This is a genomic window from Qipengyuania triglochinis (genome assembly GCF_054655615.1).
The window spans coordinates 1,101,373-1,127,116 of the sequence record NZ_BAAHND010000002.1; the positions used below are offsets into that span (position 1 = coordinate 1,101,373).

Here is a 25,744-nt window from a genome sequence, read left to right on the forward strand (position 1 = left end):
ATAGGAGTTTTTGATGTCGCTTGCCTCTTACCAGAGTGTTCGCCGACTCTCTGAAGCGCCCCGTGATATCGAGCATCGATTGATGGGGCAGATCACCGGAGAGATGATCAGTGCCCGCGATGCGCGCAAAGAACGGGCCGAGCTGGCCGAGCCGCTGCATAGAAATCGGGAAATGTGGAATCTGTTCTCAGCCGATTGCGCTGCACCAGGCAACGAACTTCCCGATCAGCTTCGTGCTTCGATCATTTCGCTCGCCTTATGGATTGATCGTTTCTCTAGTGAGGTTATTGCCGGGCGCGAGAGCGTCGATGATCTTATCGAAGTAAACCGCTCTGTGATGGAAGGTCTCGCCGCGCATCGCCTTGCGACTGTCTGAAGACAGTCGATTGCAGCTCTGAAGGGGAGCGACAGATTGGCTGTCGCTCCCTTTTTTATTTGCTGAACATAGCAAGTCGGACGCTAAGGCGTTCCCTATGAATTGGTCAGTGAAGCATTGGCCGGGCCAACGGTTCTCCCGAACCGACGACCCCCGTTTTACTGAAAGTCTAATTCTATCAGCCCAGCTTTCATGCCGCAGCCTCTTAATGCTGTGCAGGGGCGCACGCGCGGTCGGTTTTGCTCATACCGACGTCAGTTTTCGCTAGAGGCATCGCCCGTAGCCCGCATGGAATCTGGCGAAGCCCCTGCCTAAGCACAATCTAACGGCCGCCGCTTCTCTCGATGCGACGGCCGTCCTGACACTTGACAGAATGTCGGCTTAAAAATTGTTCCAGTCGTCTGCAGAGCTCGCTGCGCCGTTTGCGGGCAGGGCCGCGACAGGGGAGACGTAGGTGGTCGCAGGCTTCTCGATAGGCGTCGGAAGCGATCGCGCCTTCGACGCTGGCGCAGTGACGGTCACTTTGGATGCGCTGGTAGCCGCCTTGCCGGTTTGGAACAGCGCAGCTCGCTCAGACAGTGAAGATACCTCGTTCAGCAAGTTGCGGGCCGCGGCGGAGGTTTCTTCCACCATGGCAGCGTTCTGCTGCGTGCTCTGGTCCATGCTGGAGATGGCCGAGCTGATCTCGGTCACGGAAGAGGACTGGGTCTGATTGTCGGCGGCCATGGTGCCAAGCAGGTTGTGAACTTCGCCCACTCCCTCAGTGATCTCGGCCAGCGCACCATCAACGCGCTCAACCGCATTCACGGCGGTGCCGATATCGGTCTGCGTCACGGTCAGCTGGTCACGGGCGAGCTGGGCTTCCTCCTCGGCGCGCATGGCGAGCGCACTAACAAGATCAGCCACGACCGCGAAGCCACGTCCGGCCTCGCCTGCACGACCCGCTTCGACCGCAGCATTCATGGCGAGCACTCGGGTCTGGAAGGCAATCTTGTCGAGGCCTTCGATGACGGCATCAATGCCCTTTGCGCTTTCGCTAACGCGGCCCATCGCCTGCACCGCCTCGTCGGCGATCGAGCGGCCATCCTTGACCGTGGATATAGCGGTATCGGCACGTTCGACAGTTTTCTGGCCCGACTTGGCGGTCGCACGGAGCCGCTCGTCTATCTGCGCTAGCGAGGCGGAGGTTTGCTCGAGGCTCGCCGCATTGCCTTCAGTCCGACGCGCCAGATCCTCAGACGCCTGCGCAATTTCGCGTGAGCCCGTGCCGATCGCATCGGCGCTGTCGGCCACGGCCGAGATCATTTCACGAAGGCGCACGACCGCTTCGTTGAAATTGGTCTTGAGATCGGCGTATGCGGAGGGGAATTCGGCGCTCACTTCGGCAGTCAGGTCGCCTTCGGACAGCTTGCCAAGGTGCGCAGCCAGGACTCTAACCACCTCGGCCTGCTCATCGGCTTGCCGCTTCTGTTCGACGGCAGCATCGCGGAAGGTGAACATGGCCCGGGTGATACGACCAACACAGTCCTGGTATTCTACGAATTCGATCGGGGAATCGAGGTCACCAGCGGCGAGGCCTTCCATGCGCACCACCGTCGCGACATACGGGTCGGCGATATTGGCGCGATAAAGGACGCCGAGAACGACGGAGATCACGACGGCTACCGCACCGGCAACCATCGTGATCACATCCCCGATCACCAGTCCGACGATGCCAACAGACGCGCAGAGCGCGGTAAGTGACCCGAAGGCCACCAGCAACTTCAACCTGATCGGAGCTATTGTGCGAAACCAGTGCATGGTCATTCCTTGTTCTTGTGATGCGACAATTCGTTTGGATAGACTGTCCCGCCAAACTCGAATGTGGGCATTATAGAAGGGTTCAGCCGTGAAACCTGGCAATTGAACCGGAATCTCGATGACTAAGTAGATTTTCGGAGGTCATCACAATCTCGTTACCAAGCATGTCGTGATCAACGAGACGCTGAGGAATGAGACAGGCGCGCCAGGCCGGCCGCACCACGAAAATGGCCGACCTGGCGTTGAACGAGGAGCTAGAAGTCGTTCCAGTCGGCCGCACCGTGATCCGCTCCGTTCGAGCGCAGCGGCGCGACCGGCGAAACATAGGCATCTTCGTGACTACGCGACGGAGTGGTCGCTTTCGATGCTGGTGCGGTCACCTTGACCGGCGCGTTGCCTGGCTTTCGCAGGGCAGCTTTGGCGCCGGTGTTGAACTTCGCCGCATTCTCCGAAAGCGCCGCGACTTCGCTCAGCAGGTTGCGTGCTGCGGCGGAGGTTTCTTCTACCATGGCAGCGTTCTGCTGTGTGCTCTGGTCCATGCTGGAGATGGCCGAGCTGATCTCGGTCACCGAAGAGGACTGGGTCTGGTTATCGGCAGCCATGGTGCCTAGCAGGTTGTGCACCTCGCTCACGCCATCGGTGATGTCGGAGAGGGCTCCATCGACACGCTGCACGGCATCCACGGCAGTGCCGATATCGGTCTGCGTCACGGTCAGCTGATCACGCGCGAGCTTGGCTTCTTCTTCGGCGCGCATTGCCAGTGCGCTTACGAGGTCGGCAACCACGGCGAAACCACGTCCGGCCTCGCCTGCACGGCCCGCTTCGACCGCAGCATTCATGGCGAGCACTCGGGTCTGGAAGGCAATCTTGTCGAGCCCTTCGATAACCGCGTCGATCCCCTTTGCGCTTTCGCTAACGCGACCCATCGCCTGCACCGCCTCATCAGCTATAGAGCGACCGTCCTTGACCGTGGAAATCGCCGTGTCGGCGCGTGCAACAGTCTGCTGGCCAGACTTGGCCGAGTTCCTTAGCCGCTCGTCGATCTGGGTCAGCGAGGCGGAAGTTTCTTCCAGGCTTGCTGCATTGCTTTCCGTGCGGCGGGCAAGGTCTTCCGATGCCTGAGCAATTTCTCGAGAGCCCGTGCCAATGGCCTCGGCGCTTGCGCCGACCGCCGCGATCATTTCGCGCAGACCGATGACAGCTTGATTGAAATTGGACTTTAGCTCTGCGTAGGCTGGCGGGAAATCGATCTTCACTTCACTCGTCAGATCGCCTTCCGACAGCGAGGTGAGGCCGGTGCTGAGCGCGGTCGTGACGACACGCTGTTCCTCCGCTTCGCGCGCAGCCGTATCCTGTCGCTCCGCCGCAGCAATCCGAAAGCTGTCGACCGCCATGGCGATCTGGCCGACCTCGTCTTTGCGGTCGGTGGAAGGGACTGCCAGATCGGCCCCGCCGGCGAGGCGCTGCGTGGTGTCCGCCAGCGCCGCGAGGGGGTTGGCAACACTCTTGTTCAGCCCGTACCAGATTCCAGCGAGCGTGAGGATCCCGAACAGGGAAATCAGTATGGAGATCATCTTCAACTGCTCACCGAATGCGCGCGCTTCTTCGAAGGCAGCCTGGCGAGTGTCGACTACGTCGTTGACTAAAGTATCGACAGCCCCAATGGCGCCATGTGAGGCTTCCTTGGCGTCGGTGCGCAGGAACTGTACGGCCACTTCACGCGGTTGCGAGGTGCTGATCGCAATGAGCTCCTGGTTCGTTGACTCAAGCCGGTCCACCGCCGTTTCCAAGTCCGCATATTGACGGGCTACCGGCTCGTCAGGACGTTCCGAAAGCTCTGCCGCTTCGGCAAAGTCTTCCATCGCTGTATGAAGCGCGACATTCGCCTTTTCCATGCGTTGCTCGGTGTTGATCCGGTCCTCTTCGTTGAGCCGGTTTACGTGTGCGAATACCAGAATTCGGTATTGCTTGATCTCGTCCTGTACGCGAGCAAGTGCAGAAACAGCGGCGAGGCCCCGCTTGTTGCTCTGCACGGCCGAAGCGGCTGCTGATCTTTCTGATACAAAGGTGGTCGTCACCATCGCAGCGAAAGCGATGAACAGCGCGCCAAAAGCGATCAACATCTTCCGCGATAGTGGCCAGTCATTAAGGCGACTTAGCATTTATTCTCACTCCATATTAGCCGGCAAGAAAACCGAACGGATCGTGCGCCCATTATAGAATGAGTCGAGCCGAGGAGGGCGGGCGGGCTGAAAATGTCGCGCCGGCGAAGACCATTCGGTGCTGCGCAGAAAATCTGCCTTTGCCGACCGGCAGCTTGTCTGAACCTCCTATAAGGGCAGCACGGTTTCCTTTCGGAGAAGATTATGACTTTGAGTGCCTATCCGGGTCTTCGGACCTCTCTCGTCGCGATGGCGACGCTGACCGCATTGCCTGCCCCGGCGCTAGCGGCGGATGATACCGAACAGGGTGACGGCTTCTCGATCGAAGGCAGCGTTCGTGCACGAGTTGAGCGGATCGAGAACGAATTCCGACCGGGCAAGCTCCCCGATGAAACGATTTGGTCGAGCCGGACTTTGGTGAAAGCGGAATATGCGAGCGGCCCAGTGCGTTTCGTCGGCGAATTGCAGGATGCGAGGGCTTACGGGATCGACCCCGGCTCGACCGCAGGCATTTCAACGGTGAACGCACTCGAGCCGATACAAGCATATGTTGCAGCCGACCTGGGCGAGGTGGCTGGTAGCCTGAATGGTAGCTTGCAACTGGGCCGTTTCACGATGAAGCAAGGTTCCGGACGACTGGTGGGCCGCGTCGGCTTTTCCAACGTGACCACCTCGTTCACTGGAGCGCAGTTCGCTTTCGAGGGTGTCGGCGGCGATAAGATCAGCGCCTTCTGGACCATGCCGCAGGAGCGGCGCCCCAGCGATACCGCATCCATTCGAGACAACGAGTTCGAGCTTGACCGAGAAGGGACCGATCTCCAGCTCTTCGGATCCCACTATCAGACCAAGCTCGGCAGACTGGGTGCGACACTCGAACTGTATGGCTACGGATTATTGGAAGACGATCGGTCTGACCGTGCGACGCGCAACCGGCGTCTCTACACCCCCGGACTGCGTTTCGTGCGCAAACCCAAGCAAGGGGCCATCGATTTTGATTTCGAGGCCGCATATCAGCTGGGCACCATCCGCACGAGCAAGGCCGTTACTGCCCCAAAGCAGGACGTTTCGGCTTGGATGCTGCACGCCGAGGTCGGTCACTCTCTTAGTAGCCCATCGACCGGCTTGCACATCGCAGCACTTTTTGATGCAGCTTCGGGGGACGGCCAAGGCAACGATTACACGCGTTTCGATTCCCTTTTCGGGGGCCGCCGCAGTACTTTCGGCCAAACCGCCAATTTCGGTCCGCTATCCTTTGCCAACATCATCTCCCCTGGCCTGCGCCTTTCCGCAAAGCCGGACAAGCCGATTGACGGGTCGGTCTCGGCTCGTCTCGCGTGGCTGCAGAGCGCCAAGGATTCCTTTGCAAAAACTGGCGTCAAGGATCCGTCCGGCAGCGTGGGCCGCTTTGCCGGCACGCAGATCGAAGGTTCTCTGGGTTACTGGATCGTGCCTAAAGTGCTGCGCTTTGGGCTTGGCGGTGCCTATCTAAGCAAAGGACGCTTCCTCGAAGAGGCTGCGAATGCACCCGCTACTGGAGACACGCGGTACGTCTTCTCGGACGTGACCTTCAGCTTCTGATCATAGCGCCCCCGGTTCAGGGCCACGCGGCTTCCCCCTTTCCCGCGTGGCCCTGTTCTCAGGCCTCTACGACACCTGCGGTAAATGCGAGGCGCAGTGCTTCGGAAAGGCTCTGGACTTCCAGTTTTTCCATCATCTTACCCCGGTAAACCTCGACCGTGCGTGGACTGATATCCAGTTCGTAGCCAATGATCTTGTTCGGTTTCCCTTCGATCAGGCCTTCAAGGACCTCTCGTTCACGCATAGAAAGCCGCGCTAGTTTTTCCTGAGCCTGCTCGGTGCGCGCGATAACCTCCCCGGTCTCGTCAAGTCGCTCGAAGGCGAGGTCGATTGTTTTCAGAAGTTCCTTTGGCTCGCAGGGCTTTTCGAGAAAATCGGTTGCCCCTGCTTTCATCGCCTGTACGGCAAGCCGCGTGTCTCCCTGTCCAGTAATGATGATCGGCGAAAGGTCCTGGCGATCCCGGATAGCGGTAAGAACGTCGAGACCGCTGGCGCCCGGCATGTGCATGTCGAGCAGGACAAGCGCGGAATCCAGCTGATCCAACTGCGCTATGAAATCGTCACCGGAGGCGAACGATCGCAGAACGGTGTCGGGATAAACCGAGAGCAGGCTATAAAGCTCTGACCGGATAATTTGATCATCATCGACAATATAGATGCTACGCATAAGCCTTAATCAAATTCGATTTGATGCGGGGTTGCTCATTTCACGGCCTTTAAGTCATACATTTTGAGTGGTGCGTCGGTTCCAGATCGTAGATACTTGGCCGATCCCAGAAGAAACCCTGTCCGCAGTTGGCGCCCAGCGCTAAGGCATGATCGAGGTGAGAAGCAGTCTCTATGCCTTCCACCGTGGAAATGATGTTGCGCTTTTCGCAATACCGGATCACTTCCTGAAGAAGCTCGGGCGGCTCATTCCCGTCGAAGCACTTCCAGAAAATCTGCTTGTCTATTTTTAGTTCGGCCAGCGGTAGGTCGAACAGGCGCTCGAGGCTCGTGGATCCTCGCCCGAAATCGTCGATTGAGATGCCACAGCCGCGCATTGCCAGTCGGCACGCGGCCGAGGCAACCGCATCAAACGATTGGCCAGCGACATGCTCGGTAATCTCGATAATGAGCGAGGCGGCAGGCATCTCCCAGTCTTTCATTGCCCGGGTAACCATGTCCGGCAGATCTGGCGTGCAAAGAATTTCGGGAGTGCAATTGATCGAAACTGGGACGGGGGTGCCCAGTCCGCGCAGGTTCGATCCGAAATGTAATGCATCGTCCAGAACCGCTTTCGTCACGGCAATTTGAGTCGTCAAATTTACAGCGGGCTCGAAGACTGCTTCCGGGGAGATTGGCGTACCATTAATCGATATGCGCAATAGCGCCTCATATCCCACGACAGCGCCGTCAGATAGGCGACGCTTGGACTGAAAAACGGTGCGCTGGTTGCGTTCAAGCGCACCGTTTTGCGCTAATTCGCAGATAGCAGCAATGTCGTTGGCCGGTGTCCTTCGAGCCGCCGTGGCAGAACTCTCTATGAGGGCGAACAACGAACTCAGTGGATACGGCTTGTGAAGCGAACCCAGGACATCCAGACCCAATTTCTTCGAATACCGGATTGCGGTTTCGATGATCCTCTGATCCTCGCCGCTAGCCACGATGAGATGCGGTTGATGTTCGCGGTCGGCAAGACGCTTGATGATCTCAAAGCCATCAATGTCCGGGAGATTCAGATCGAGTAGCAGGATATCTGGTTCGCGACCCTCTAGCCCCGTCAATCGGGCGGCCGAGTTGGCCCATGAGCATTCATAGTCGAAGGCTGATAGCGCGCTACATATTTCGACGCAGATGTCCTCGTCGTCGTCGACGATATGTATACTGGGCCTACGCATGCGTGGCCTCGTTCTGCAAACCGCTGCTGGGCTTCTCATGGGGCAGGATGACCCAGTCGGGAAAATCCATCGTGAGGACCGCCCCCTTTTCGGGTGCCTGACGCGATTCAATGGCGATCTTGCCACCGATTTCCATGACAATCTGACGAGAGATATACAGCCCGAGCCCCGTTCCACGATCGGAGTCCTTCGTCGTCGTGAAGGCATTGAAAGCTTCTTGGGAATGATTCAGAGAGAGCCCCGCACCATTGTCGGCGACGCTGATCTGGATTCCATCCCCCGTCAGGATGACCGACAGTTCGATAGATCCCGTCAGGTCATGCCCTTCTTCCTCACGACGCATGGCAATAGAATCGACTGCATTCTGGATAGCGTTGACGAGAACCTGTTCGAGGCCAACTCGCGGCGCGAGCATCCTTACTCCAGGGCTGTCGGGCAAGTTCACTCTCACCCCGACATCATGCTGGACCAGCAACGGCCTCATGAAGCTAAGTGTCGCGCTAAACACCTCGGCCAGATACAAAGGTTCGGGTGCGCTATCCTCTATGCGTGCATAGCCCGAAATGCGGCCTATGATTTCGCGCGCGCGGTCAACCTGTTCGCTGATCCGATCCAGCTTGCCGCGCGTCCGAGCCACGCTCTCGCCATTGTTCTGATCAAGCAGCAATCGGCCATTTTCAGCGCAAAGTGAAATTGTGAAGAGCGGCTGTTTGAGTTCATGGCTCAGGGCCGAGGCCATTCCTCCAAGCTCCACCAACCGTGCTTGCTGGAGCATGCGGTTCTGGGCTAGTTTGGACTGGCGCAGCCGCACCAACCATCCTGAGCGCCAATGGCCCGGCGCGAGCAGATCGCGGACAACGAGCAGGTACCAGTCGCCCGAATTCTCCCCTTCCATGCGAAACTCGATGAACGCATCGCCGGCATTCATTGCTTCTGAGAAGGCCATGCAATCGTTCGGGTGAACGCTTTCGATACGCCTGACCGCGGCCCGATCCATGTTGATGTCATTAAACTGTAGGGATGATGTCGGCGGGTCGAAGCGAACATCCGCCGCAAAGGTCAGGTCCATTTCCTGCTTCAGTTCGCTCACAGTGCGGGCGATGCCCTTTCGTTCCTCCACCAGCTCCGCGAAACCATTATTGGCCACCACGATCCGCTCGATGGGACGCTCGAACTCGCTAAACACGAGCTTTCCCGGAGCCGACAGGCCGGGGCGCCCAAAGCCTTCTGCAATTTCTTTCCATGCCTTCAGCGATCTTCCCAGCGAGCGCGTGACGAAAAGCTGAAGCAAGATCGCAAAGAAAAGGATGAGAGCCGGACCGAGCATCTGGAGCAAGACACCGCGATACGCGCTTTCGGCAAGCGGCCGTATGGAATAAAGATAGTAGAATGGGCGATTTGCTATCTGCACCCGATCGAGGTGACATGCAGACACCCAATAAGCGAAGGTGTTGCGGTCGTTGGGCCCGGTGACCTGCGACCCGTCATCGATCCGTTCGCATCCGAAGACATTTAGAGAGGCCGCCGTCCGCAGTTCGCTCTCCTGATCGGAAATCAGCACTTTCTGGCTAGTGATTCCGTCTTGCTGCAACTGGGCCAAACCAAGAAAGGGTTCGTCGTTGAATATTGCTCTGCCGATCCGGAGCTGGACCTGGAGCTTGGTCTCTGCCTGGAAAGCCCTGAAATCACGCGGGAAGCGATCGACACTTCCGACGAACAAAACCAGAGCGGATGTAAGTACGATCAGGGTTATAGAGGCGGGCAGTAGCTCTGATAGGGTTATGGACGACCGCCGGGTCACGCGCCCGGTGAAAAGGTCGACGGCCAGCAGCGATACGGCAAGGTCGACGAGGGCGGCCATCAGCGCCTCGTTTAGAACTTTTCTGATAATCGCCAGCGCGATGATCGTCGGGGATGCGCCGTAATAGAAATGGAGGAACAGGTAGGCAGCCACCGCTCCAACCGTCAGGAAAAAGGTGACGGTTGCCGTCGCGAGAGACCGGCCAGCAAAACGTACGCGGTCGATGAAAAGAATATGCGCCAGCGCCACGACGATGGTGAAGACATGACCCCACCAGAAGTATGAAGCCCCCATCGTCATTAATACCATTGGGATCGCCAGCTTCAGGCCACCCAGACGGTAGGCGAGCAGGTAAAACAGTGGTCCCAGATAGAGTTCGAAGCCTGGGGCGACTACGATACGGAACGAACTTGCGGCGACCGCGACGACGCACAGGCAGATCGCTACGAACCAACCCCGGCCGGTCATCTTGGCGAGCGTGTCGGCGCTGAATTTCGGGCGGTTCAGATCGGGCGAGAGGAGGCTGTCCCTCATAGCTACACTCCTTCTGCCAGAAGAGGTAGCAGTACCTTGAAATCGACTGGTTTGAAAAGAATGGGAATATCTTGTTTGCCTACATCGCCCTGGGCCTTTTCGGTCAGGTCGATATGCCCGGTCATAAGGATCGAACGCGCGACTTTTGGCCGAAGAGCCGGATCCGAGTCGATCTGACGAATGAGGCTGAGACCACTCCCTTCGCGCAGACGAAGATCGGTCAATAAAATCAGCGGAGTGGTGGCTTCGCGCACCGTGTCGAGCGCGGATGCAACGCTGGCCGCGCCGCAAACCGCGAAACCGCGCAGTTCGAGCATTTCGATCAACTCCTCGCGGACGTCGGCTTCGTCTTCCACTACCAAAATCATAAACGATTTTTCGATGTTAGAATCATCCTTAAATATATTGGTAAACAAACGCTTCCAAACTGTAAACGATGAGGGAATCTTTCCATTACGCCAGAGTCTCATTGTAGCAGTCACAGTGGAAGTGAATGCGTCGCCAGTCCCCGAGCTTGCCGAACTATTTTAGACCTGAGGACGCGGCGTCGTGCGTGAAGAAAGCCTTTTAATTCGTCTTGGAAGGAATGCGGCAGCGATGCTGCAATTGTGGAGGACATTGCGAGACCGGGCAGCATCATATTACCGGTTGGCCATCAGCTCTTAGGCTTCTGCGGAGGCGTCGATCATCAACCACTTTGTATCTGCTCCTGCGTTCTTCGATGAGCAGCATGACCATCATCAATTTTGCCAGATCAGAGGGCGCGGAGCTTCGAGTTCATTCTAGCTCATTCACGGCGGATACGTCCGAGAGAGCTTCGTTATGGTGGCTTACGGCTAGTTGTGATTTCGCCATCACAATGGTCTTTTAGGACTTCTGTGGGCAACCCCCTTTGGGGGCTCGAAGCTCGGATTTCGGCCTCCGGGATTCCCCGTAGGCAAGGCTGCGTAAGGTTACTGAATGTGGTTTCTGTAGTATTTCTTAAAGGACAAAACCCGAAGCGATAAAGGTGGGCGCATCCCCTACCCCTTGCTCAGCAGCAAGTTGAAGCCATGGGGAGATTTCTAATGTCCAAAAGTACTGAAGCGCTGGAAGTCGCAGTTGCTGAGATTATTGCCCACACTAATTCAGATGGAACTCAAGGTTCTGCGAGGCAGCGTGCTAAGATCGACCGGTGCTTCGCTGGCATTCTGAAGATCGTCGCCCCGCGTATTCGCCATTTCATCCGCCAGTACGGTCTTGTCGCCCATTATGAAGACGCCGAGCAGGTCTGCGCTATTGCAGTTCACCGTGCGATCGAGGCGTACGACCCGACCAAGGCGACGTTCACGACCTTTCTCAACTGGCAGATCCGCGGCGAACTGCAGAGCTTGCGCTTCCGTCTGATGACGGATCAACGCCCCTCCGCCCGCAAAGTCGACGCCGTCACCATTTCGCTTCATTCCGCGGCGAGTACCCCGGAAGGAGAGGAGACGAGCCTGGAAGCCCTCATCGAAGATGAAGGCGCTTTGGAAAGGACCGAGTTTTCCGCAGCAGACTACCTCGCACAACAGACCTGCGAGAAGCTCCTCGATGCCTATATCGATAGCGAACGCCGTACCGGCATCGAACAATTGCGCAAGCGCGCTCGGGCGCGCAAGCCCGCGAGAGATATTCGTGTCCTTCGACCCGATCTTCCAGCGAGCTTTCGCGCGGATTTGGCCGGCCCCGACCCAGTCGAACTAGCCAAGCTGCATGAACGACTAGAGCGTGATCGCGCGATCATAGAGCGCAGTCTGTTTTCCCGCGATACCCAGCTCGCGCTGAGCCTCGACACCAGTCTGACCCGCGAGCGTATCCGTCAAATTGTGCGCCGCGCGAGCAAGCACATGTCACGCTTAGTCCACACCGATCCTCGTTTCGCGATGCTTGCCGAGCAGGTCGGGGCCGAGCAAACCCGTACCCCAGCGAAGCGCCCTGCGTCTGCCGCCACTCCTGCCAGCATCCTGCCGGCAATGCATCAGCCGCATGATCGGAAGGTCACCGTGTCGCAGCCTGCCCAGTCCGCGACCCGACCTAACGATAGTGCCAAACTTCCGCCTGTCGCAGCTCACCCGCCATCCAGCAGAGTTTCTCTCTGAAAGATCGTGGCGGCGTCATGCCGCCACGCTCACATGGCTCCCGGAGTTTGCTGAATTGACTGGCAGGCTCGCGAGTTCTGGCCATCATTCGACCTTAGTATCGCCATTTATCAATCCCAGTCCATCGTTCTTGAAGAACTCGATCCCTTCAAGCCGGCTTCAAGGTGGAAACGGCACCGGTGAGCCTTATCCGGTTCGGCTCGCCTCGAGTTGAAGTTCCGATTACTTGTTCTGTTACCTTTGAATCGGAAACCACCGGTCCTACGAACAGGATATTCTCTGCCTGTTCCGCTTCTCGCGCGCATCTTTAGCGCTCGCCCTAAGTTCGGCGGAGATCATGCGGCCTGCAAAGGGCCGGTGGCGGAGACGGAGGGATTCGAACCCTCGATACCCGTTACCAGGTATGGCTCCTTAGCAGGGAGCTGGTTTCAGCCACTCACCCACGTCTCCGCATGACGCATATCGGCTGCGAGGGGCGCGCTATAGCCACCACCTTCGCACCCTTCAAGGAAGAAATCGGGCCATTCGCAATTCCTTCCAAATAACGCGCGCAGGACTCGATTCAGCGCATTCGCGATTCGGTTCATCGCCGTTTCATTGCGCGGCTGCTCAAACGGGATTCTGTTTGCGGGGCAGCACCATGCTTTTTGCCCGCGATGCCGGACGAGGGAACCAGAATGAACATCGCCACCAAATTTACTGCGAGCCTGCTGGCCGCCTTCACGCTGGCGGCAAGTCCGCTTGCCGCACAGGTCCAGAGCGTGGATCCGGATGCGGCCTGGGATGCGCCGATCGATGGCGATCTCGAAGCGCCGCAGAATGAGTTGCCGCCAGTAGGTGAAACCGCCCCGGCGCAAACCCAGCAGCCTGCATGGAACGAGCAGGCGGCCGAGACGCAGGCTCCCGCCGCCGCCGCGACCACCAGCCAGCCGCAATGGTCGGAAAGCGAGGCGGAAGTGGCGGCCGATGCCGCCGTTAACAGCGCGGGGGTCGACGATCCGGCCACCACCTATCGCGAAGATGATCTGATCGGCGCCGCAGAAGGCGTGTTCGGCAAGGGTGCCAAGGGCGTGGCCGACATGATCCGCAAACTGCTGGCCGATCAGGGCGAACCCAATGGCTATATCGTCGGCCGCGAGGCTGGCGGCGCGTTCATCGTCGGCGCGCGTTATGGTTCGGGAACGCTGTTCCACAAGATCGAGGGCGAAATGCCGGTCTATTGGACAGGCCCGTCGATCGGTTTCGATGCTGGGGCCAATGCGGGCAGCACCTTCGTGCTGGTCTACAATCTCTACGACACTGAAGAGCTTTACGAACGCTTCCCCGCTGCGGAAGGCACGGCCTATGCGGTGGGCGGGCTGAACGCCAGCTATGTGCGCAAGGGCGATGTTGTCCTCATCCCGATCCGCGTGGGCGCCGGCCTGCGCTTGGGCGTCAATGCGGGTTACATGAAGTTCTCCAAAAAGCAGAAATGGCTGCCGTTCTAATCCGGCAGAGGAAAACAAGCGCCATTTGAGGGGCCGCAATCTCGATTGAGGTTGCGGCCCTTCGCGTGATTGCGCAAAGAGCGGGCCATGCTCGACAAACTTGCCCCGCAGGCGCCCGACGCCCTTCTCGCCCTTATCAAGATGCACGCCGCCGATCCCCGGTCTGACAAGATCGACCTCGGCGTGGGCGTCTATCGCACCAATGAAGGCGCGACGCCCGTTTTCCGCGCGATCAAGCAGGCCGAAAAGCGGCTGCTGGAAGTGCAGGATTCCAAGAGCTATCTGGGCCCTGAAGGCGATGGCGGCTTCGTGAAGGCGCTGATGCCCTATATTTTCGGCGATGATAGCCCGCTCGCCGGACGCATCGAAGGGATGCAGACCCCGGGCGGAACTGGTGCTGTACGTCTTGCCGTCTCGCTGGCGGCCAAGGCCGGGGTCACCCGCATCCATCTGGGCATGCCGAGCTGGCCCAACCACGCGCAGATCCTGCAGGATGTGGGCGTCGAAGTCGTGCCTTTCGATCACGCCAATGCCGATGGGACTGCCAATCTCGATGCCGTGCTCGGTGCGATCCGCGGTGCTGGCGCCAGCGACGCGGTGTTGCTCCACGGCTGCTGCCACAACCCGACCGGTATCGATTACACGCCCGATCAGTGGGATGCGATCGCCGATGCCTTTGCCGATACCGGTGTCCTGCCGATCCTCGATATCGCCTATCAGGGTCTGGGGCAGGGCATGGAAGAGGATGTCGCCGGTGTGCGCGCTGTACTCGCCAAGGTGCCCGAAGCGCTGGTGGCCTATAGCTGCGACAAGAATTTCGGCCTCTATCGCGACCGGGTCGGTGCCTTCTACATGATCGCACGCGAAGGCGGCGACATGGACGCCATCTCCTCCAATGCCAATGCGCTGGCCCGCGCCAACTGGTCCATGCCGCCCGATCACGGCGGTGCGGCGGTGCGCCTGCTGCTGGAAGATGACGGCATGACGGACGTCTGGCAGCAAGAGCTGGACGAGATGCGCGCCCGCATGCGGCGTGTGCGTGACCGGCTGGCAGCAGCGGATAACGAGGTGCCGGGCCTCAACCTCGCCGCGCTGGGCGGACAGAACGGCCTGTTTGCCATGCTGCCGCTGAGCAAGAACCAGATCGCCAGCCTTCGTGAAGATCACGGCATCTACATGGCCGGATCGGGCCGCATCAATGTGGCGGGCCTGCACCAGGGCAATATCGAGAAGTTCATTGCCGCGCTCGGCGAGGTGACGAAGGGCTGACAGGACATGGCGCTCGACCGGCAACCCCTGCTGGAGACCGAGCGCCTCACCCTGCGCCCATTGGCCGAGGACGATCGCGAGGCTTTGTACTCCGTCGCATCCGATCCGGCGGTATGGGAACAGCACCCGGTTCACGACCGCTGGCGGCGCGAGATTTTCGATGGCTTCTTCGACGAAGGGCTGACCAGCGGCGGTTCGCTTGCCGTGCTGCGCAAGAGTGATGGCGCGATCATCGGCCATACGCGCTATGACCATTTCGACGCCGATGACGGCGGCGTAGTCGAGATCGGCTGGACCTTCCTCGCACCCGAATGCTGGGGCAGGGGGCTCAACCCCGAAATGAAGCGCGCCATGCTCGGCCATGCGTTCGGGCAGGTGGCCACAGTCCAGTTCCGCGTCGGCGACACGAATTACCGCTCGCGCAATGCGTTGGAGGCAATCGGTGCGGAGCGGACCGAACGCTACGAACTTGGCCGCTATCAGGGGCGGCGTATCGTCCACCTCATCTATCGGATCACGCGCGAGGCGTTCGCGAATGGCCCGCTGGCCTGACCGATAAAGCTGTCTTACGGAACCAGCTGCCACGCGCGCCGTTCTGGTTCAACGGACTGGCAAATCAATTGCTTGCATCCGCCAAGGGGAGAATACCGATGAAGAAGTTTCTTACCATGCTGCTGTTCGGCGGAACCGCGCTGACCCTTTCGGCCTGCAACACCATCGACGGTGTCGGCGAAGACGTCGAATCCGTTGGCGATTGCGTCGACGGCGTAGAAGGCAACTGCTGAGCAGTTCGCTTACTGTAACAGTTCAAAAGAAGGCGTCGCCCCAAGTGGGTGGCGCCTTCTTTGTTTGGCAGCTCTGAAATGGGGAACGAAGCGCGTCTATAATTCAGTTCAGACACAAGACTTGATCGCAATTAGTATTACTGTATTACTACGCTAACTCACAAGGAGATTAGCGTGAAACTTCTGGCTCAAGCTGCCGCACTTTTTGCCCTTTCTGGGTGCACCACCGTTCCAGCCACGACTGCCTTGTCCTCCCCGCAGCGTGAGGCGCTCGACGCCGCAGCGCCGGGGTTGCTCGCCGCCAACGATGTGCCAAGCATGGCGGTTGGCTACATCGAGAATGGCGAAGTCGCCTGGACCGCCGTTTACGGAGAGCGTGCTCCGGGCGAAGCGGCAGGCGAGGACACGCTTTACAATATTGCCTCGCTCACCAAGCCGCTCGTTGCCGAGACGATCTTGCGCCTTGTCGGGTCTGGAACGCTCGATCTCGATACGCCGCTGGCCACCCAGTTCGTCGATCGCGACCTTACCGATGACCCGCGCGCGCAGAAGATCACTCTCCGCCACGCGCTCTCGCATCGGACGGGTGTGCCGGACAACTGGCGCGACCGAATGGAGGGAGGCAAGTTGCGCCTGGACTGGGAGCCGGGCACCCGCGCGCACTACTCGGGTGAAAACTACGCCATGGCAGCCCGCTACGCCATGATGGCGACGCAGACCCGGCTCGATGATCTGGCCAGGCAACAGCTTTTCGACCCCACGGGGATGAGCGACACATATTTCCTTCCCGACGAAGCATGGGAAGGGCGTGTTGCCATGGTGCGGGGCAAGGACGGTTCCCTGCGCCTGCCCGATAACAGCCCGCAAGGCAGCGCCGCCGACAATGTCCACACCACGATCGGCGATTACACCCGCTTCGTGGCGGCGGCGATGCGCGGCGATGGCCTGACACCCGCCCTGATCGAACAGCGCGCCACCATCTATGACGATCAGACCGCGCAGGCCTGTCCCGAAGGCCTGATCCCGCAGGACAAGTGCCCCCAAGCGACTGGTTATGGGCTTGGCTGGAACGTCTATGATAGCGGCGAGAACCGGTTCCTTGTGCATAACGGCAAGGACTGGGGCGAACGCACCATTGCCCTGTTCGAACCCGACAAGGGCTTTGGCGTTGTGATTTTTACGAGCGGCGCCAACGGTCGACAGGTCATCGCGGATGTGTTGCGTTTGCTGGTCGAAGATGACCCGCTGAATACCCTCGTTCAGGCAGAGGCGGACTTTGAGAAAGGCAACCACTGATCGTCCACTCCATTTCTTGGTGGGTGGCTGCAGTGGTCGCTTGGCGATCTGGATTTAGTCGCCGCTCACCAGGGATGGCGGGGTGGACGGGGGGTGGCAGAAGTCTCGTGGAAGAAGCCGCCGGTCGGGCCGAAATTGTCGAGCGTGGCCAGATGAACCGCGATCCGTGCGCCTTCTTCGGGGGTTCGCTGGCCCATATGACCATTAAGGTCAGTTGCAGTAAGGCCTGGATCGGCGGCGTTGACCTTGATCTTCTCTGCCATCAGTTCACGCGCGAACTTGGCGACGAACATGTTGAGCGCGGCCTTCGATGCGCCGTAGCCGGCAAAGTCGACATCCCAGTTCTCGCTGGTTGGATCGAGCGTCGAGGAGATCGAACCGAGCCCGCTGCTCATCATGACGACACGTGCCGCATCGGCTGCGCGCAGCAGGGGCAGAAAAGCCTGTGTGACGCGCACCGCGCCAAACGCGTTAACGTCGAAAATCGTCCGCATGTCCTCGACCGACTCATTGCTAACGGTGCCAGCGTAACCCTTATGCATCCCGGCATTATTGACCAGTGCGTTGAGGCCCTCGATTTGCGAGCCGAGCGCTTCAGCTGCCATGTTGACGCTAATTTGATCGGTGACGTCGAGAAGGAGCGTCTCCGCTTCGATGCCTTCCTTTTCAAGCTCCGCCGCGGCTTTATCGCCGCGATCGCGGTCACGGCAGCCGAGCCAGACGCGATAGTCCTGCTGCCCCAGCTGTCTGGCGATTTCCAGGCCGATGCCCTTATTGGCTCCGGTCACGAGTGCGGTGCGTTTGGTCATAGGAGATTCCTTTCGAATAAGGGGAGGGCGCTCACGCAAGGGCACCGCGCAGGTATTCGCGCATCGATGTCGGTTTGCGGTTCAGCAGCTCGCCAAGCAGTGGGTCGGTCGCTGCGAAGTCGCCATCACGCGCTGCCTGGAATGCGCCGAGCAGCATTTCCGCGTAAGGTTCGGGCAAACCTGCCGCGATGCGAGCGTCCTTCCATTCCTCGTCGCTGACGATTTCGTGGCGGATGCTGCGTCCGGTAATTTCGGACGCAATCTGCGCTATTTCGGCCATCGTTATGGCGCTCGTCGCTGTAAGAGGCGGGGTCGGCCCATCGATAGTCTCTGCGCTGCACAGCAGGGCCGCATCAGCCTCGGCCAGGTCCGCGCGGACCGTCCAGGCGATCGGACCGTCCTCGGGCACGCGCAAGGTCCCGGCTTTCAGATCGTCGCCGATCATGGCCATGCAGCTTTCGGCGTAGAAGCCATGGCGCAAAGCAGTGAAACTCGGACCTGCGGCGGCGAGATCGGCTTCTGTGGCGTGATGCTGGCTCGCCGGGGCGAAGGAGGATACGGGTTTCGCGCCCGCATGACTGGTATAGAAAATGCGTCCGACACCGGCTCGCGCGCAGGCCGCAATAGCATTGCGATGCAATGTGCGTGCCTCATCTCCGAGCTTGTCTACCGAGACGATTAAGACCTTGTCCGCATCTGCGAATGCTGCGCCGAGGCTCTCCGGATCGGCGAAATCACAAGCATGAACGTCCATTCCGCGATTTGCCAGATCATCTAGATCTTCTGGTTTGCGGCTCGCGGCGGCCAGCCGTGCGCTCGGCACCCGGCGCAGCGCGTGATCCGCAATTGCATGGCCAAGCTTCCCGCTTGCTCCCGTATTGACGATCATACCACACCCTTTCCATTGTTATCATAAATACATTATCAGTGATAACAATGGAAAGCCATAGGCGCTATCATCGTTCCCGTAGCGGTGATATTCCGACGCCATGAATACATCCGACCGGCCGTCACCCCCAGAACATAACGGCCCCGAAAATGTACGCGACCGTATCGTCAATGCAGCCCTGCAATTGGTGGATGAGGGCGGCGTTGGTGCTTTGACCACCAGGGCCGTGGCGCAGGCCGCCAGGGTGCAGGCGCCCACGCTCTATCGCCTGTTCGGTGACAAGGAGGGCCTGCTCGACGCAGTAGCCGAGCAGGGCATGGCCCGGTTCGTAGCCGAAAAGGCCGCGATGATGCCGAACCCGGATCCCGTGCAGGACCTGAGCGATGCATGGGACCACTATATCGAATTTGGACTTGGCAACCCGGCCGTGTTTGCGATCATGAACGCGATCGGGTCGCGCATGGCACAATCGTCAGCCTCCCTTGCAGGAAAGGCGGTGCTTCAACAGCGCGTCCGCCGGATTGCGGAAGCAGGCCGCCTCAGGGTGGCCGAGGCCAGAGCGGTGGCTTTGATCCATGCAGCCGGCGTCGGCACGGTATCGACCTTGCTTGCGCTTCCGCCCGAGGATCGCGGTAATCTGCCCGGCGATGCGCGTAAGGCGGTGTTCGGTGAAATTCTCACCGATCTGCCCGCAGGAAAGACAGACACAATCGCTCCGCTGGCGGTAGGCCTGCGTGCCCGTCTCGACGACGAAAAACGGCTAAGCGCCGGCGAGAAACTGCTGCTTGGCGAATTGCTCGACAGATTGGCAGCCGAACCAGAATAGTTCAGCAGCTGTGGCATGAAGTGCTAGACCGCGATCGCCACGTCCATATCCCCTTCCGTGCGGCGTACGAACACGCTGGTCGCTGGCCCCAATTGCTGGACGTCGAGATCCGCGTTGGCCTCTCCGCAACCCAGACCGTTCATCGCCAGCCTGGCAAGAAAAGGCGGCAACTGCGGCTTTGCGAAGTGCACGGCGCTCGGCGCACAGACACTCATCCCCAAGACAGCCTGCACCATATACATCGGGGCGGCACTGGCCCAGGCCTGCGGTGCGCAGGCAACCGGGTAGAGCGTTGGTCCACGCCCGTGGCGGCGGCCAAATCCGCAGAAGAGCTCGGGAAACCGCTGCTGATCGAAATAGAACGTCGCTTCGAAAAGCGCGCCGAACACCTTGTTCGCGGCAGTTTGAAGTCCGTACCGGGAAAGGCCAGCCACGATCAGGGCATTGTCGTGCGGCCAGATCGAGCCGTTATGATAACTCATCGGATTGTAGCGAACTTCGCGCCGCGACAGCGTCCTTATTCCCCAGCCTGAAAAACAGTCCGGCTCCAGCAGTCGGTCCGCCACGGCTTGGGCATGCTCCGGAGTGGCAATTCCCGTAAGCAACGCGTGGCCGGCGTTCGAGGACACCACCCGGCATGGCTTCTTTTCCCCATCCAGCGCAAGGATATAGCAACCGAGTTCCGCATCGAAGAACGTCGACGCGAAACGTTCCTTGAGATCCGCTGCCTTTGCTCTCCATTCCTTCGCCGCCGCTTCATCACCCCGCGCTTGCGACAACTCGGCGAGGGAGTTCCAAGCACCATAAACATACGCCTGCATCTCGACCAGCGCGATCGGTCCCTCGGCAAGCCTGCCGTCTGCATGGGAGATCGCATCATGGCTATCTTTCCAGCCCTGATTGCGCAGGCCATCTTGATTGCGCCGTCCATATTCGAAGAACCCGTCCCCATCGCGATCGCCCGACCGTTCGATCCAGTCCGCAGCTGCCTCGATATGGGGCCAGAGTCTGTCGACCGTCTGCATGTCGCCGGTTCGCCGGAAATATTCTCCGGCAAGAAAGACGAATAGGGGCGTGGAATCGACACTGCCGTAATAGTGCCGGAAAGGCACCTCGCCGGTGTTGGCCATTTCGTTCAGACGGGTTTCGTGAAGGATCTTTCCCAGTTCGGCATCGGCTACTGAATCATCGGACTGTGCCTGTAATTCCGCGAGCCGAAGCAGCGTCCCCTGAGCCAGCGAAGGGTCGTACCAGAGCATTTCGAGAGCGGTGATCAGGGAATCCCGCCCGAAGAGCGTGCAATACCACGGAATTCCGGCGTAAGCTGCGGGACCCTGCGGCGTCTGGGTGGTGAGAGTGGTCACATCGGCGATGCTGCGCGCGATCATGGCATCGAACGATGTGTTCGAGGAAAAGATCGACGGGCGCCCCTCCAGAGCTTCGCGTCGTCCACGGCGCAAGGCACGATAGGCTTCGAGGTAGGCCCGCATCGGCTCCACACCGTCGTCTTTGTCAAAGCGCGCCCGCGTGTAGAAGACCTTACGCTCGCCCGGTGCCAGCGTGACGTCGAAACGAACCTTGTGCGCTCCCACGAAATCGGGCTCCGGCGCGAAGCTGACTGCGGTCTGGCGCTCGATCTCGTCGAGGCCGGTGTAAGTATATTCGACGCCATTTGCGCTGCAGTTAGGGGCCGCATGCGCGCCGCGACGCGGCCGGCTATCACCGCGAACTTCGAACATGTCGCGGAAATCCGCACCGAGGGTCAGCTCAATGCTGAAAGCGTGCGTGCGCTTGTCGAAATTGCGCACTGCGAGCCGTTCGAAAGCGCTACCATCATAGAGAAATTTGACCCGGCTGAAGTGCAGCACGTCGGGGGGAATTTGCTGTCCCTGCCGGTTGGTGAGGCGCGGGTTGGTAAGATCGACGATCAGGGCATCGACGCGGTCGTCCAAGGCCGAACCGAGCAGCAATGGGTAAGCCCCGCACAGGGTAAGCCGCCAGAAGGAAATCTGGCGCATGTCGCGGTAGTAGACGCCTTCCGGGGCCTTTTCGGTTCCGACCACATCCCCATGCGTGTCGAAAAGCGCGAAGGAATCGCCATGTTTCACCGCGCGCAATTCCTGCTCCTGAATGGAACTGGGTGACTGGATCTGATGTTCGTAGCCGGCTTCGATGGTTTCCTGCTCTGTCAAAATCCGAATTTCCCGTTTGAGAGTTGCGCAGCCGTAGCGATGCCGAGACCTTTGGGCTTCCGCGCAAAGGGAGGGGTGGGAGTATGGCGCGGTATCCGTGCATCCGGCATAGCCTCACCCCCGCGAGGCTTGTCGATGAGTTCTTCGAAAAGCCGAACATAGTCGCTGGCCATGCGCTGAACGGTGAACCGCTCTTCGAAATAGGACCGCACCTTGGCCCGATCCATGCCAAGCACATCGTCGACGGCGGCAACGGCTTCGCCCATGCTGTCGACTACCCTGCCGCTAACTCCGTCTTCCATGACTTCCAGGACCGAGCCGTTGCGCCAGGCCACGACCGGAGTGCCGCACGACATGGCTTCGATCATGACCAGCCCGAAGGGTTCGGGCCAGTCGATCGGAAACAGCAAGGCTCCGGCATTTCCAAGCAATTCGGCTTTTTGCTGTTCGTTCACCTCGCCGATGAAGCTGATCTGTTCGTGTTGCTCGACCAGCGGCCGGATCTCGCTTTCCCAGTAAGCCCGATCCACGTCATCGATCTTGGCCGCCATGATCAGCCGGCGCCCGCTGCGTACCGCGATTTCGATCGCCCGGTCCGGCCTTTTTTCGGGTGAAATACGTCCCAGAAAGACGAGATGATCGCCCCCTGTCTCGTTGTACGGGAGCAGGTCGGCAGGCAGACCGTGATAGATATTCCCGACCCAATTTACCGGCGGCAACGGTAGCCGCTGATTGTTCGAAATCGATACCAGCGGCACATCGCGGAACACACCGTAACAATCGTATAGCTCGGGGATATCTAGCCGCCCGTGAAGCGTCGTTACGGTCGGCGTATCCCATGAATGGACTACGGGATAGTGAAACAGGTCGATATGAAAGTGGACCACGTCGAAATCGGCCAGCCGCTGGCCCACGCGTTCGATCATGCTGATATGATGCGGTACGAGATTGACCGCTCCGTCGACAAGTCGCAGGGCGCGCGGCGTACAGGGAACCAGTTCTGCCGAGGTTTGGGAATCGCCCGATGCGAACAGGGTGACGTCATGCCCCATCCGTACCAGTTCTTCGGTCAGGAAGTGAGCGATCCGCTCCGTTCCGCCGTAGAGTTTAGGGGGGCAACTTTCGGCCAGCGGAGCAATCTGTGCGATGCGCATCGGAACCCTTTCATCAGCGGATAACCCATCAACGCTCGCGGACCGAAAATGCTCTTGGGTATCGAACAATTATCGCGACGAGCGGGTGCGCCTTTGAGCCCAACCGCGTGGAGGGCGTTACAGGACCGGGTTCGGAAGCCCGCTATCTCGACTCAATTGACCGTTATCACAAAATCTCTTTGAGAAACCGTTCGTCGGGCGCTTGAGCCGATAGATAATCGAGCGCCCCTGCAGGCTTTGGGGCACTGAAGAAGTAACCTTGGAGATGCGTACACCCCAAGTCAGTCAGCAGTTTCATTTGAGCTTCGGTTTCTACCCCCTCCGCGACGATGCCCATTCCCAGTGCCTTGCCGAGGCCGACGACGGCTTCGATCACTGCCCTGGCCGCTGGCGAAGTCGAGATCTTGCCGATGAACGATCGGTCGATCTTCACCTTGTCAAAAGGGAATCGCTCGAGATAACTCAGAGCGGAATAGCCGACACCGAAATCGTCCATTAGGATCTGGATGCCGAGCGCTCTCAATTCCGCTAGAAGGCGGAACGTGTTTTCGACATCGCGTATCACCAGCCCTTCGGTCACTTCCAGCTGAAGCCTGTTGGGCGCCAATCCTGTTTTTTCGAGAATGTCACTGATATGTCCGACCAAGTCAGGGTTCTCGAATTGCATTGGGGAAAGATTGACCGCAACGCGGATATCTTCGCGCCATGTTGTCGCAGTGGTACACGCGCTTTCGAGAACCTGGGCGCCGAGTTCGCCGATCAGGCCGCATTCTTCAGCGATCGAAATGAAGACATCGGGGCCGATTGGGCCGCGGTCAGGGTGTGTCCAGCGCGCGAGTGCTTCACAACTCGATATTCGGCCTGTGCTCGTCGAGACCACTGGCTGGTAAGCAACCTCGATTCTGCGGGAGTCGATCGCCTTACGAAGCTCTGACTCGATTGCCCGTCGATCTGCTGCGGCTTCATCAAGATCGGCGCTGAAAAACGAGATTTTTCCCCGGCCTATCTCTTTGGCCTGATACAATGCCAAATCGGCCGCCTGGCGCAGCCCATCGACGGTTTGACCGTCGCGTGGACATACGACGATGCCGATGCAGGCGCTCGTATACGCTTCGAACCGATCGATAGTGTAGGGGTGGTACAGGGCATCGACGACAGCGCTGGCAACTCTCCTTGCCCGCATCGCTGGGTCCCGCCCCACCACGATGATTGCGAACTCGTCGCCACCGATACGGGCGATGACATCTTCGATATCGACCAGGCTGCGCAAGCGATTGCCGACTTCGAGCAAGAGCTGGTCCCCGATCAAATGGCCGAACTGATCATTCACGGCCTTGAAGCGATCCAGATCGATCATCAGCACAGCAAAGGAGGCTTTTTCTGCAATCAGCCGTTCCATGCGTGAAACAAAGCTGTTCAGATTAAACAGCCCCGTCAGGGAATCATAATGCGCAAGCTTGAAAGCGCGGCGTTCGTTCCGGCGCAAATCGGTCACGTCCTCCGACAATCCGAGGATGAATTTCTTTTCTGACCCCGGTGCGTCCACGACGAGGCGCTTGGTCCGCAGCATAACGTGCCGACCGTCGTCATTTGTGAACGCGCTTTCGGAAAATTCTATGTCATCGGAGTTCAGCACACTGGTATCGCGGTCGTAATATCCTTTCCCCACGTCCGGAAACAGCTCGCGATCGGTGCGGCCGATCACTTCCGACGCCGGGCGGCCAATTACCTCTTCGCCCACCTTGTTGAGCAGCAGGTAGCGACGCGTCACGCTGTCTTTCACGAACAGCATGGCAGGCAATTGCTCGATGATCGTATCAAGAAACGCGCGCGTGCTCGCTCGGTCCTGTTCCAGCGATTTACGGTCGGTGACGTCGCGGATGATGGCAGCGAAGCCTTCCTTCCCGTCTTGGCCTTCGCCGTTCCACCGGGCGATCGAAAGCTCGACTGGAAATGTCTCGCCCGAAGCCCGGTGCGCCTCCAGCTCCACCGTTGTTCCGATCGGCAAAGCCTTGTCTTCACTGCCCGGTGTCGCAGGTCCGCCAGGGGGCGGTATTGCGAATTCTCCGGCAGGCAGGATGAGGTCGAGCGATTGTCCGATGGCCTCCGCAGCATCGTATCCGAACATTCGTTCGGCACCCGGATTCCAGAAGGTGATCCGGCAGTCATTCCCGACGGCAAGCACGGCGTCCGAAGTTGCCGTGACCACGCTGGCGGCGACTTCGCCCTCGATCCGGCTCAGGCGTTCCTGGATCCGTTCTACGGCAAGCTGCGCCAAATCCCCCAGCGCCTGGCGCTGGCTGGAAGAAAGTGGCGGACGAGGCGAAGTGTCGAATACACACACTGTACCCAGGCAGTATCCCGCAGCGTCGAACATCGGGGCGCCGGCATAAAAGCGAATGCCGTTTTCTCGTGTAACCAATGGATTTTTGGCAAATCGAACGTCATCCGCCGCGTCGGTGACTTCGAAGAATTGACGGGCCTCGACGGCATGAGCGCAGAAGGCGTGCTCGCGCGGGGTCTCCTGGAAATCGATCCCTGTCCGCGCCTTGAACCACTGCCTTTGCTCATCGACGAGACTGATCGCGGCGCTGGGCACGTCGAGCAGGAGGGCAGCCAGCCGCGTAATCTCGTCGAACGCGAATTCCGGCGGGGTATCAACGATGCCATAGCTCACCAGGGCTCGAAGCCGCTCTTCTTCCGACCCTGGGTTTTCAACCATTCAATGCCCTATGGCTGTTTAACTGAACATTAGCCATACTTGTACTTCTATTCAATCACCTCAT

General features: G+C 59.2%; 20 protein-coding genes and 1 tRNA gene. 9 read left to right on the forward strand and 12 right to left on the reverse strand.

Annotation, left to right across the window (positions count from 1 at the left end):
- The first annotated feature begins 13 nt into the window (after positions 1-13).
- Positions 14-376: a flagellar biosynthesis regulator FlaF gene (gene flaF / locus ACYQ0G_RS11485; RefSeq protein WP_460102679.1), complete on the forward strand. Its 363-nt coding sequence runs from the start codon at positions 14-16 to the stop codon at positions 374-376.
- Positions 377-757: 381 nt separating this feature from the next.
- Here flaF and ACYQ0G_RS11490 read toward each other — a convergent pair whose 3' ends face one another.
- On the reverse strand, positions 758-2,176 hold the full coding sequence (locus ACYQ0G_RS11490; protein WP_460102681.1) for a methyl-accepting chemotaxis protein: 1,419 nt from the start codon (positions 2,174-2,176) through the stop codon (positions 758-760).
- Positions 2,177-2,430: 254 nt separating this feature from the next.
- Positions 2,431-4,338 carry a methyl-accepting chemotaxis protein gene (locus ACYQ0G_RS11495; protein ID WP_460102683.1) on the reverse strand — a complete coding sequence of 636 codons (1,908 nt, stop codon included), beginning with the start codon at positions 4,336-4,338 and terminating at the stop codon, positions 2,431-2,433.
- Positions 4,339-4,542: 204 nt separating this feature from the next.
- On the opposite strand from ACYQ0G_RS11495, the gene ACYQ0G_RS11500 reads away from it, so the two are divergent.
- Positions 4,543-5,916, forward strand: a complete 1,374-nt coding sequence (locus ACYQ0G_RS11500; protein ID WP_460102685.1) for an alginate export family protein — start codon at positions 4,543-4,545, stop codon at positions 5,914-5,916.
- Between the two features lie 58 nt (positions 5,917-5,974).
- Here the strand turns inward: ACYQ0G_RS11500 and ACYQ0G_RS11505 are convergent, their stop codons facing one another.
- The 4 genes from ACYQ0G_RS11505 to ACYQ0G_RS11520 are packed head-to-tail and all read right to left on the reverse strand — an operon-like array spanning position 5,975 to position 10,601.
- On the reverse strand, positions 5,975-6,583 hold the full coding sequence (locus tag ACYQ0G_RS11505; protein WP_460102686.1) for a response regulator transcription factor: 609 nt from the start codon (positions 6,581-6,583) through the stop codon (positions 5,975-5,977).
- A 49-nt stretch (positions 6,584-6,632) separates the two neighbouring features.
- Positions 6,633-7,796, reverse strand: a complete 1,164-nt coding sequence (locus tag ACYQ0G_RS11510) for an EAL domain-containing protein (protein WP_460102688.1) — start codon at positions 7,794-7,796, stop codon at positions 6,633-6,635.
- The gene (locus tag ACYQ0G_RS11515; RefSeq protein WP_460102690.1) at positions 7,789-10,131 is read right to left on the reverse strand and encodes a sensor histidine kinase; all 2,343 of its coding nucleotides are present in this window, start codon (positions 10,129-10,131) and stop codon (positions 7,789-7,791) included. Before ACYQ0G_RS11515 ends, ACYQ0G_RS11510 begins: the two co-directional genes overlap by 8 nt.
- Positions 10,132-10,133: 2 nt before the next feature.
- Entirely contained in the window at positions 10,134-10,601 is a 468-nt protein-coding gene (locus tag ACYQ0G_RS11520; protein ID WP_460102692.1) for a response regulator, read from the reverse strand.
- Between the two features lie 597 nt (positions 10,602-11,198).
- Here ACYQ0G_RS11520 and ACYQ0G_RS11525 point away from each other — a divergent pair.
- Positions 11,199-12,251 (forward strand): sigma factor, encoded by a 1,053-nt coding sequence (locus ACYQ0G_RS11525; protein ID WP_460102694.1) that lies wholly within the window; start codon positions 11,199-11,201, stop codon positions 12,249-12,251.
- Positions 12,252-12,609: 358 nt separating this feature from the next.
- Here ACYQ0G_RS11525 and ACYQ0G_RS11530 read toward each other — a convergent pair.
- A tRNA-Ser gene (locus ACYQ0G_RS11530) sits at positions 12,610-12,701 on the reverse strand.
- Between the two features lie 227 nt (positions 12,702-12,928).
- On the opposite strand from ACYQ0G_RS11530, the gene ACYQ0G_RS11535 reads away from it, so the two are divergent.
- The 5 genes from ACYQ0G_RS11535 to ACYQ0G_RS11555 all read left to right on the forward strand — a co-directional run bounded on the left by ACYQ0G_RS11535 (position 12,929) and on the right by ACYQ0G_RS11555 (position 17,088).
- A complete protein-coding gene (locus ACYQ0G_RS11535) occupies positions 12,929-13,738 on the forward strand; it encodes a DUF1134 domain-containing protein (RefSeq protein WP_460102695.1) in 810 nt (269 codons plus the stop codon).
- Positions 13,739-13,825: 87 nt separating this feature from the next.
- Positions 13,826-15,007: an amino acid aminotransferase gene (locus ACYQ0G_RS11540; RefSeq protein ID WP_460102697.1), complete on the forward strand. Its 1,182-nt coding sequence runs from the start codon at positions 13,826-13,828 to the stop codon at positions 15,005-15,007.
- A gap of 6 nt (positions 15,008-15,013) precedes the next feature.
- Positions 15,014-15,559, forward strand: a complete 546-nt coding sequence (locus ACYQ0G_RS11545; protein WP_460102699.1) for a GNAT family N-acetyltransferase — start codon at positions 15,014-15,016, stop codon at positions 15,557-15,559.
- Positions 15,560-15,657: 98 nt separating this feature from the next.
- Positions 15,658-15,792 carry an entericidin A/B family lipoprotein gene (locus tag ACYQ0G_RS11550; RefSeq protein ID WP_460102701.1) on the forward strand — a complete coding sequence of 45 codons (135 nt, stop codon included), beginning with the start codon at positions 15,658-15,660 and terminating at the stop codon, positions 15,790-15,792.
- A 174-nt stretch (positions 15,793-15,966) separates the two neighbouring features.
- Entirely contained in the window at positions 15,967-17,088 is a 1,122-nt protein-coding gene (locus ACYQ0G_RS11555) for a serine hydrolase domain-containing protein (protein WP_460102702.1), read from the forward strand.
- A 65-nt stretch (positions 17,089-17,153) separates the two neighbouring features.
- Here the strand turns inward: ACYQ0G_RS11555 and ACYQ0G_RS11560 are convergent, their stop codons facing one another.
- Together ACYQ0G_RS11560 and ACYQ0G_RS11565 are read right to left on the reverse strand one after the other, a co-directional pair.
- A complete protein-coding gene (locus ACYQ0G_RS11560; RefSeq protein ID WP_460102704.1) occupies positions 17,154-17,897 on the reverse strand; it encodes an SDR family oxidoreductase in 744 nt (247 codons plus the stop codon).
- Positions 17,898-17,928: 31 nt separating this feature from the next.
- Positions 17,929-18,786: an NmrA family NAD(P)-binding protein gene (locus ACYQ0G_RS11565; RefSeq protein ID WP_460102706.1), complete on the reverse strand. Its 858-nt coding sequence runs from the start codon at positions 18,784-18,786 to the stop codon at positions 17,929-17,931.
- 100 nt (positions 18,787-18,886) lie between these two features.
- Here ACYQ0G_RS11565 and ACYQ0G_RS11570 point away from each other — a divergent pair, with 100 nt between their 5' ends.
- Positions 18,887-19,612 (forward strand): TetR/AcrR family transcriptional regulator, encoded by a 726-nt coding sequence (locus tag ACYQ0G_RS11570; protein ID WP_460102708.1) that lies wholly within the window; start codon positions 18,887-18,889, stop codon positions 19,610-19,612.
- Between the two features lie 23 nt (positions 19,613-19,635).
- Here ACYQ0G_RS11570 and ACYQ0G_RS11575 read toward each other — a convergent pair whose 3' ends face one another.
- The 3 genes from ACYQ0G_RS11575 to ACYQ0G_RS11585 all read right to left on the reverse strand — a co-directional run bounded on the left by ACYQ0G_RS11575 (position 19,636) and on the right by ACYQ0G_RS11585 (position 25,680).
- The gene (locus ACYQ0G_RS11575; protein WP_460102709.1) at positions 19,636-21,804 is read right to left on the reverse strand and encodes an amylo-alpha-1,6-glucosidase; all 2,169 of its coding nucleotides are present in this window, start codon (positions 21,802-21,804) and stop codon (positions 19,636-19,638) included.
- The gene (locus ACYQ0G_RS11580) at positions 21,801-22,958 is read right to left on the reverse strand and encodes a glycosyltransferase family 4 protein (RefSeq protein ID WP_460102711.1); all 1,158 of its coding nucleotides are present in this window, start codon (positions 22,956-22,958) and stop codon (positions 21,801-21,803) included. Before ACYQ0G_RS11580 ends, ACYQ0G_RS11575 begins: the two co-directional genes overlap by 4 nt.
- A gap of 166 nt (positions 22,959-23,124) precedes the next feature.
- Positions 23,125-25,680 carry a sensor domain-containing phosphodiesterase gene (locus ACYQ0G_RS11585; protein ID WP_460102713.1) on the reverse strand — a complete coding sequence of 852 codons (2,556 nt, stop codon included), beginning with the start codon at positions 25,678-25,680 and terminating at the stop codon, positions 23,125-23,127.
- Positions 25,681-25,744: the final 64 nt, after the last annotated feature.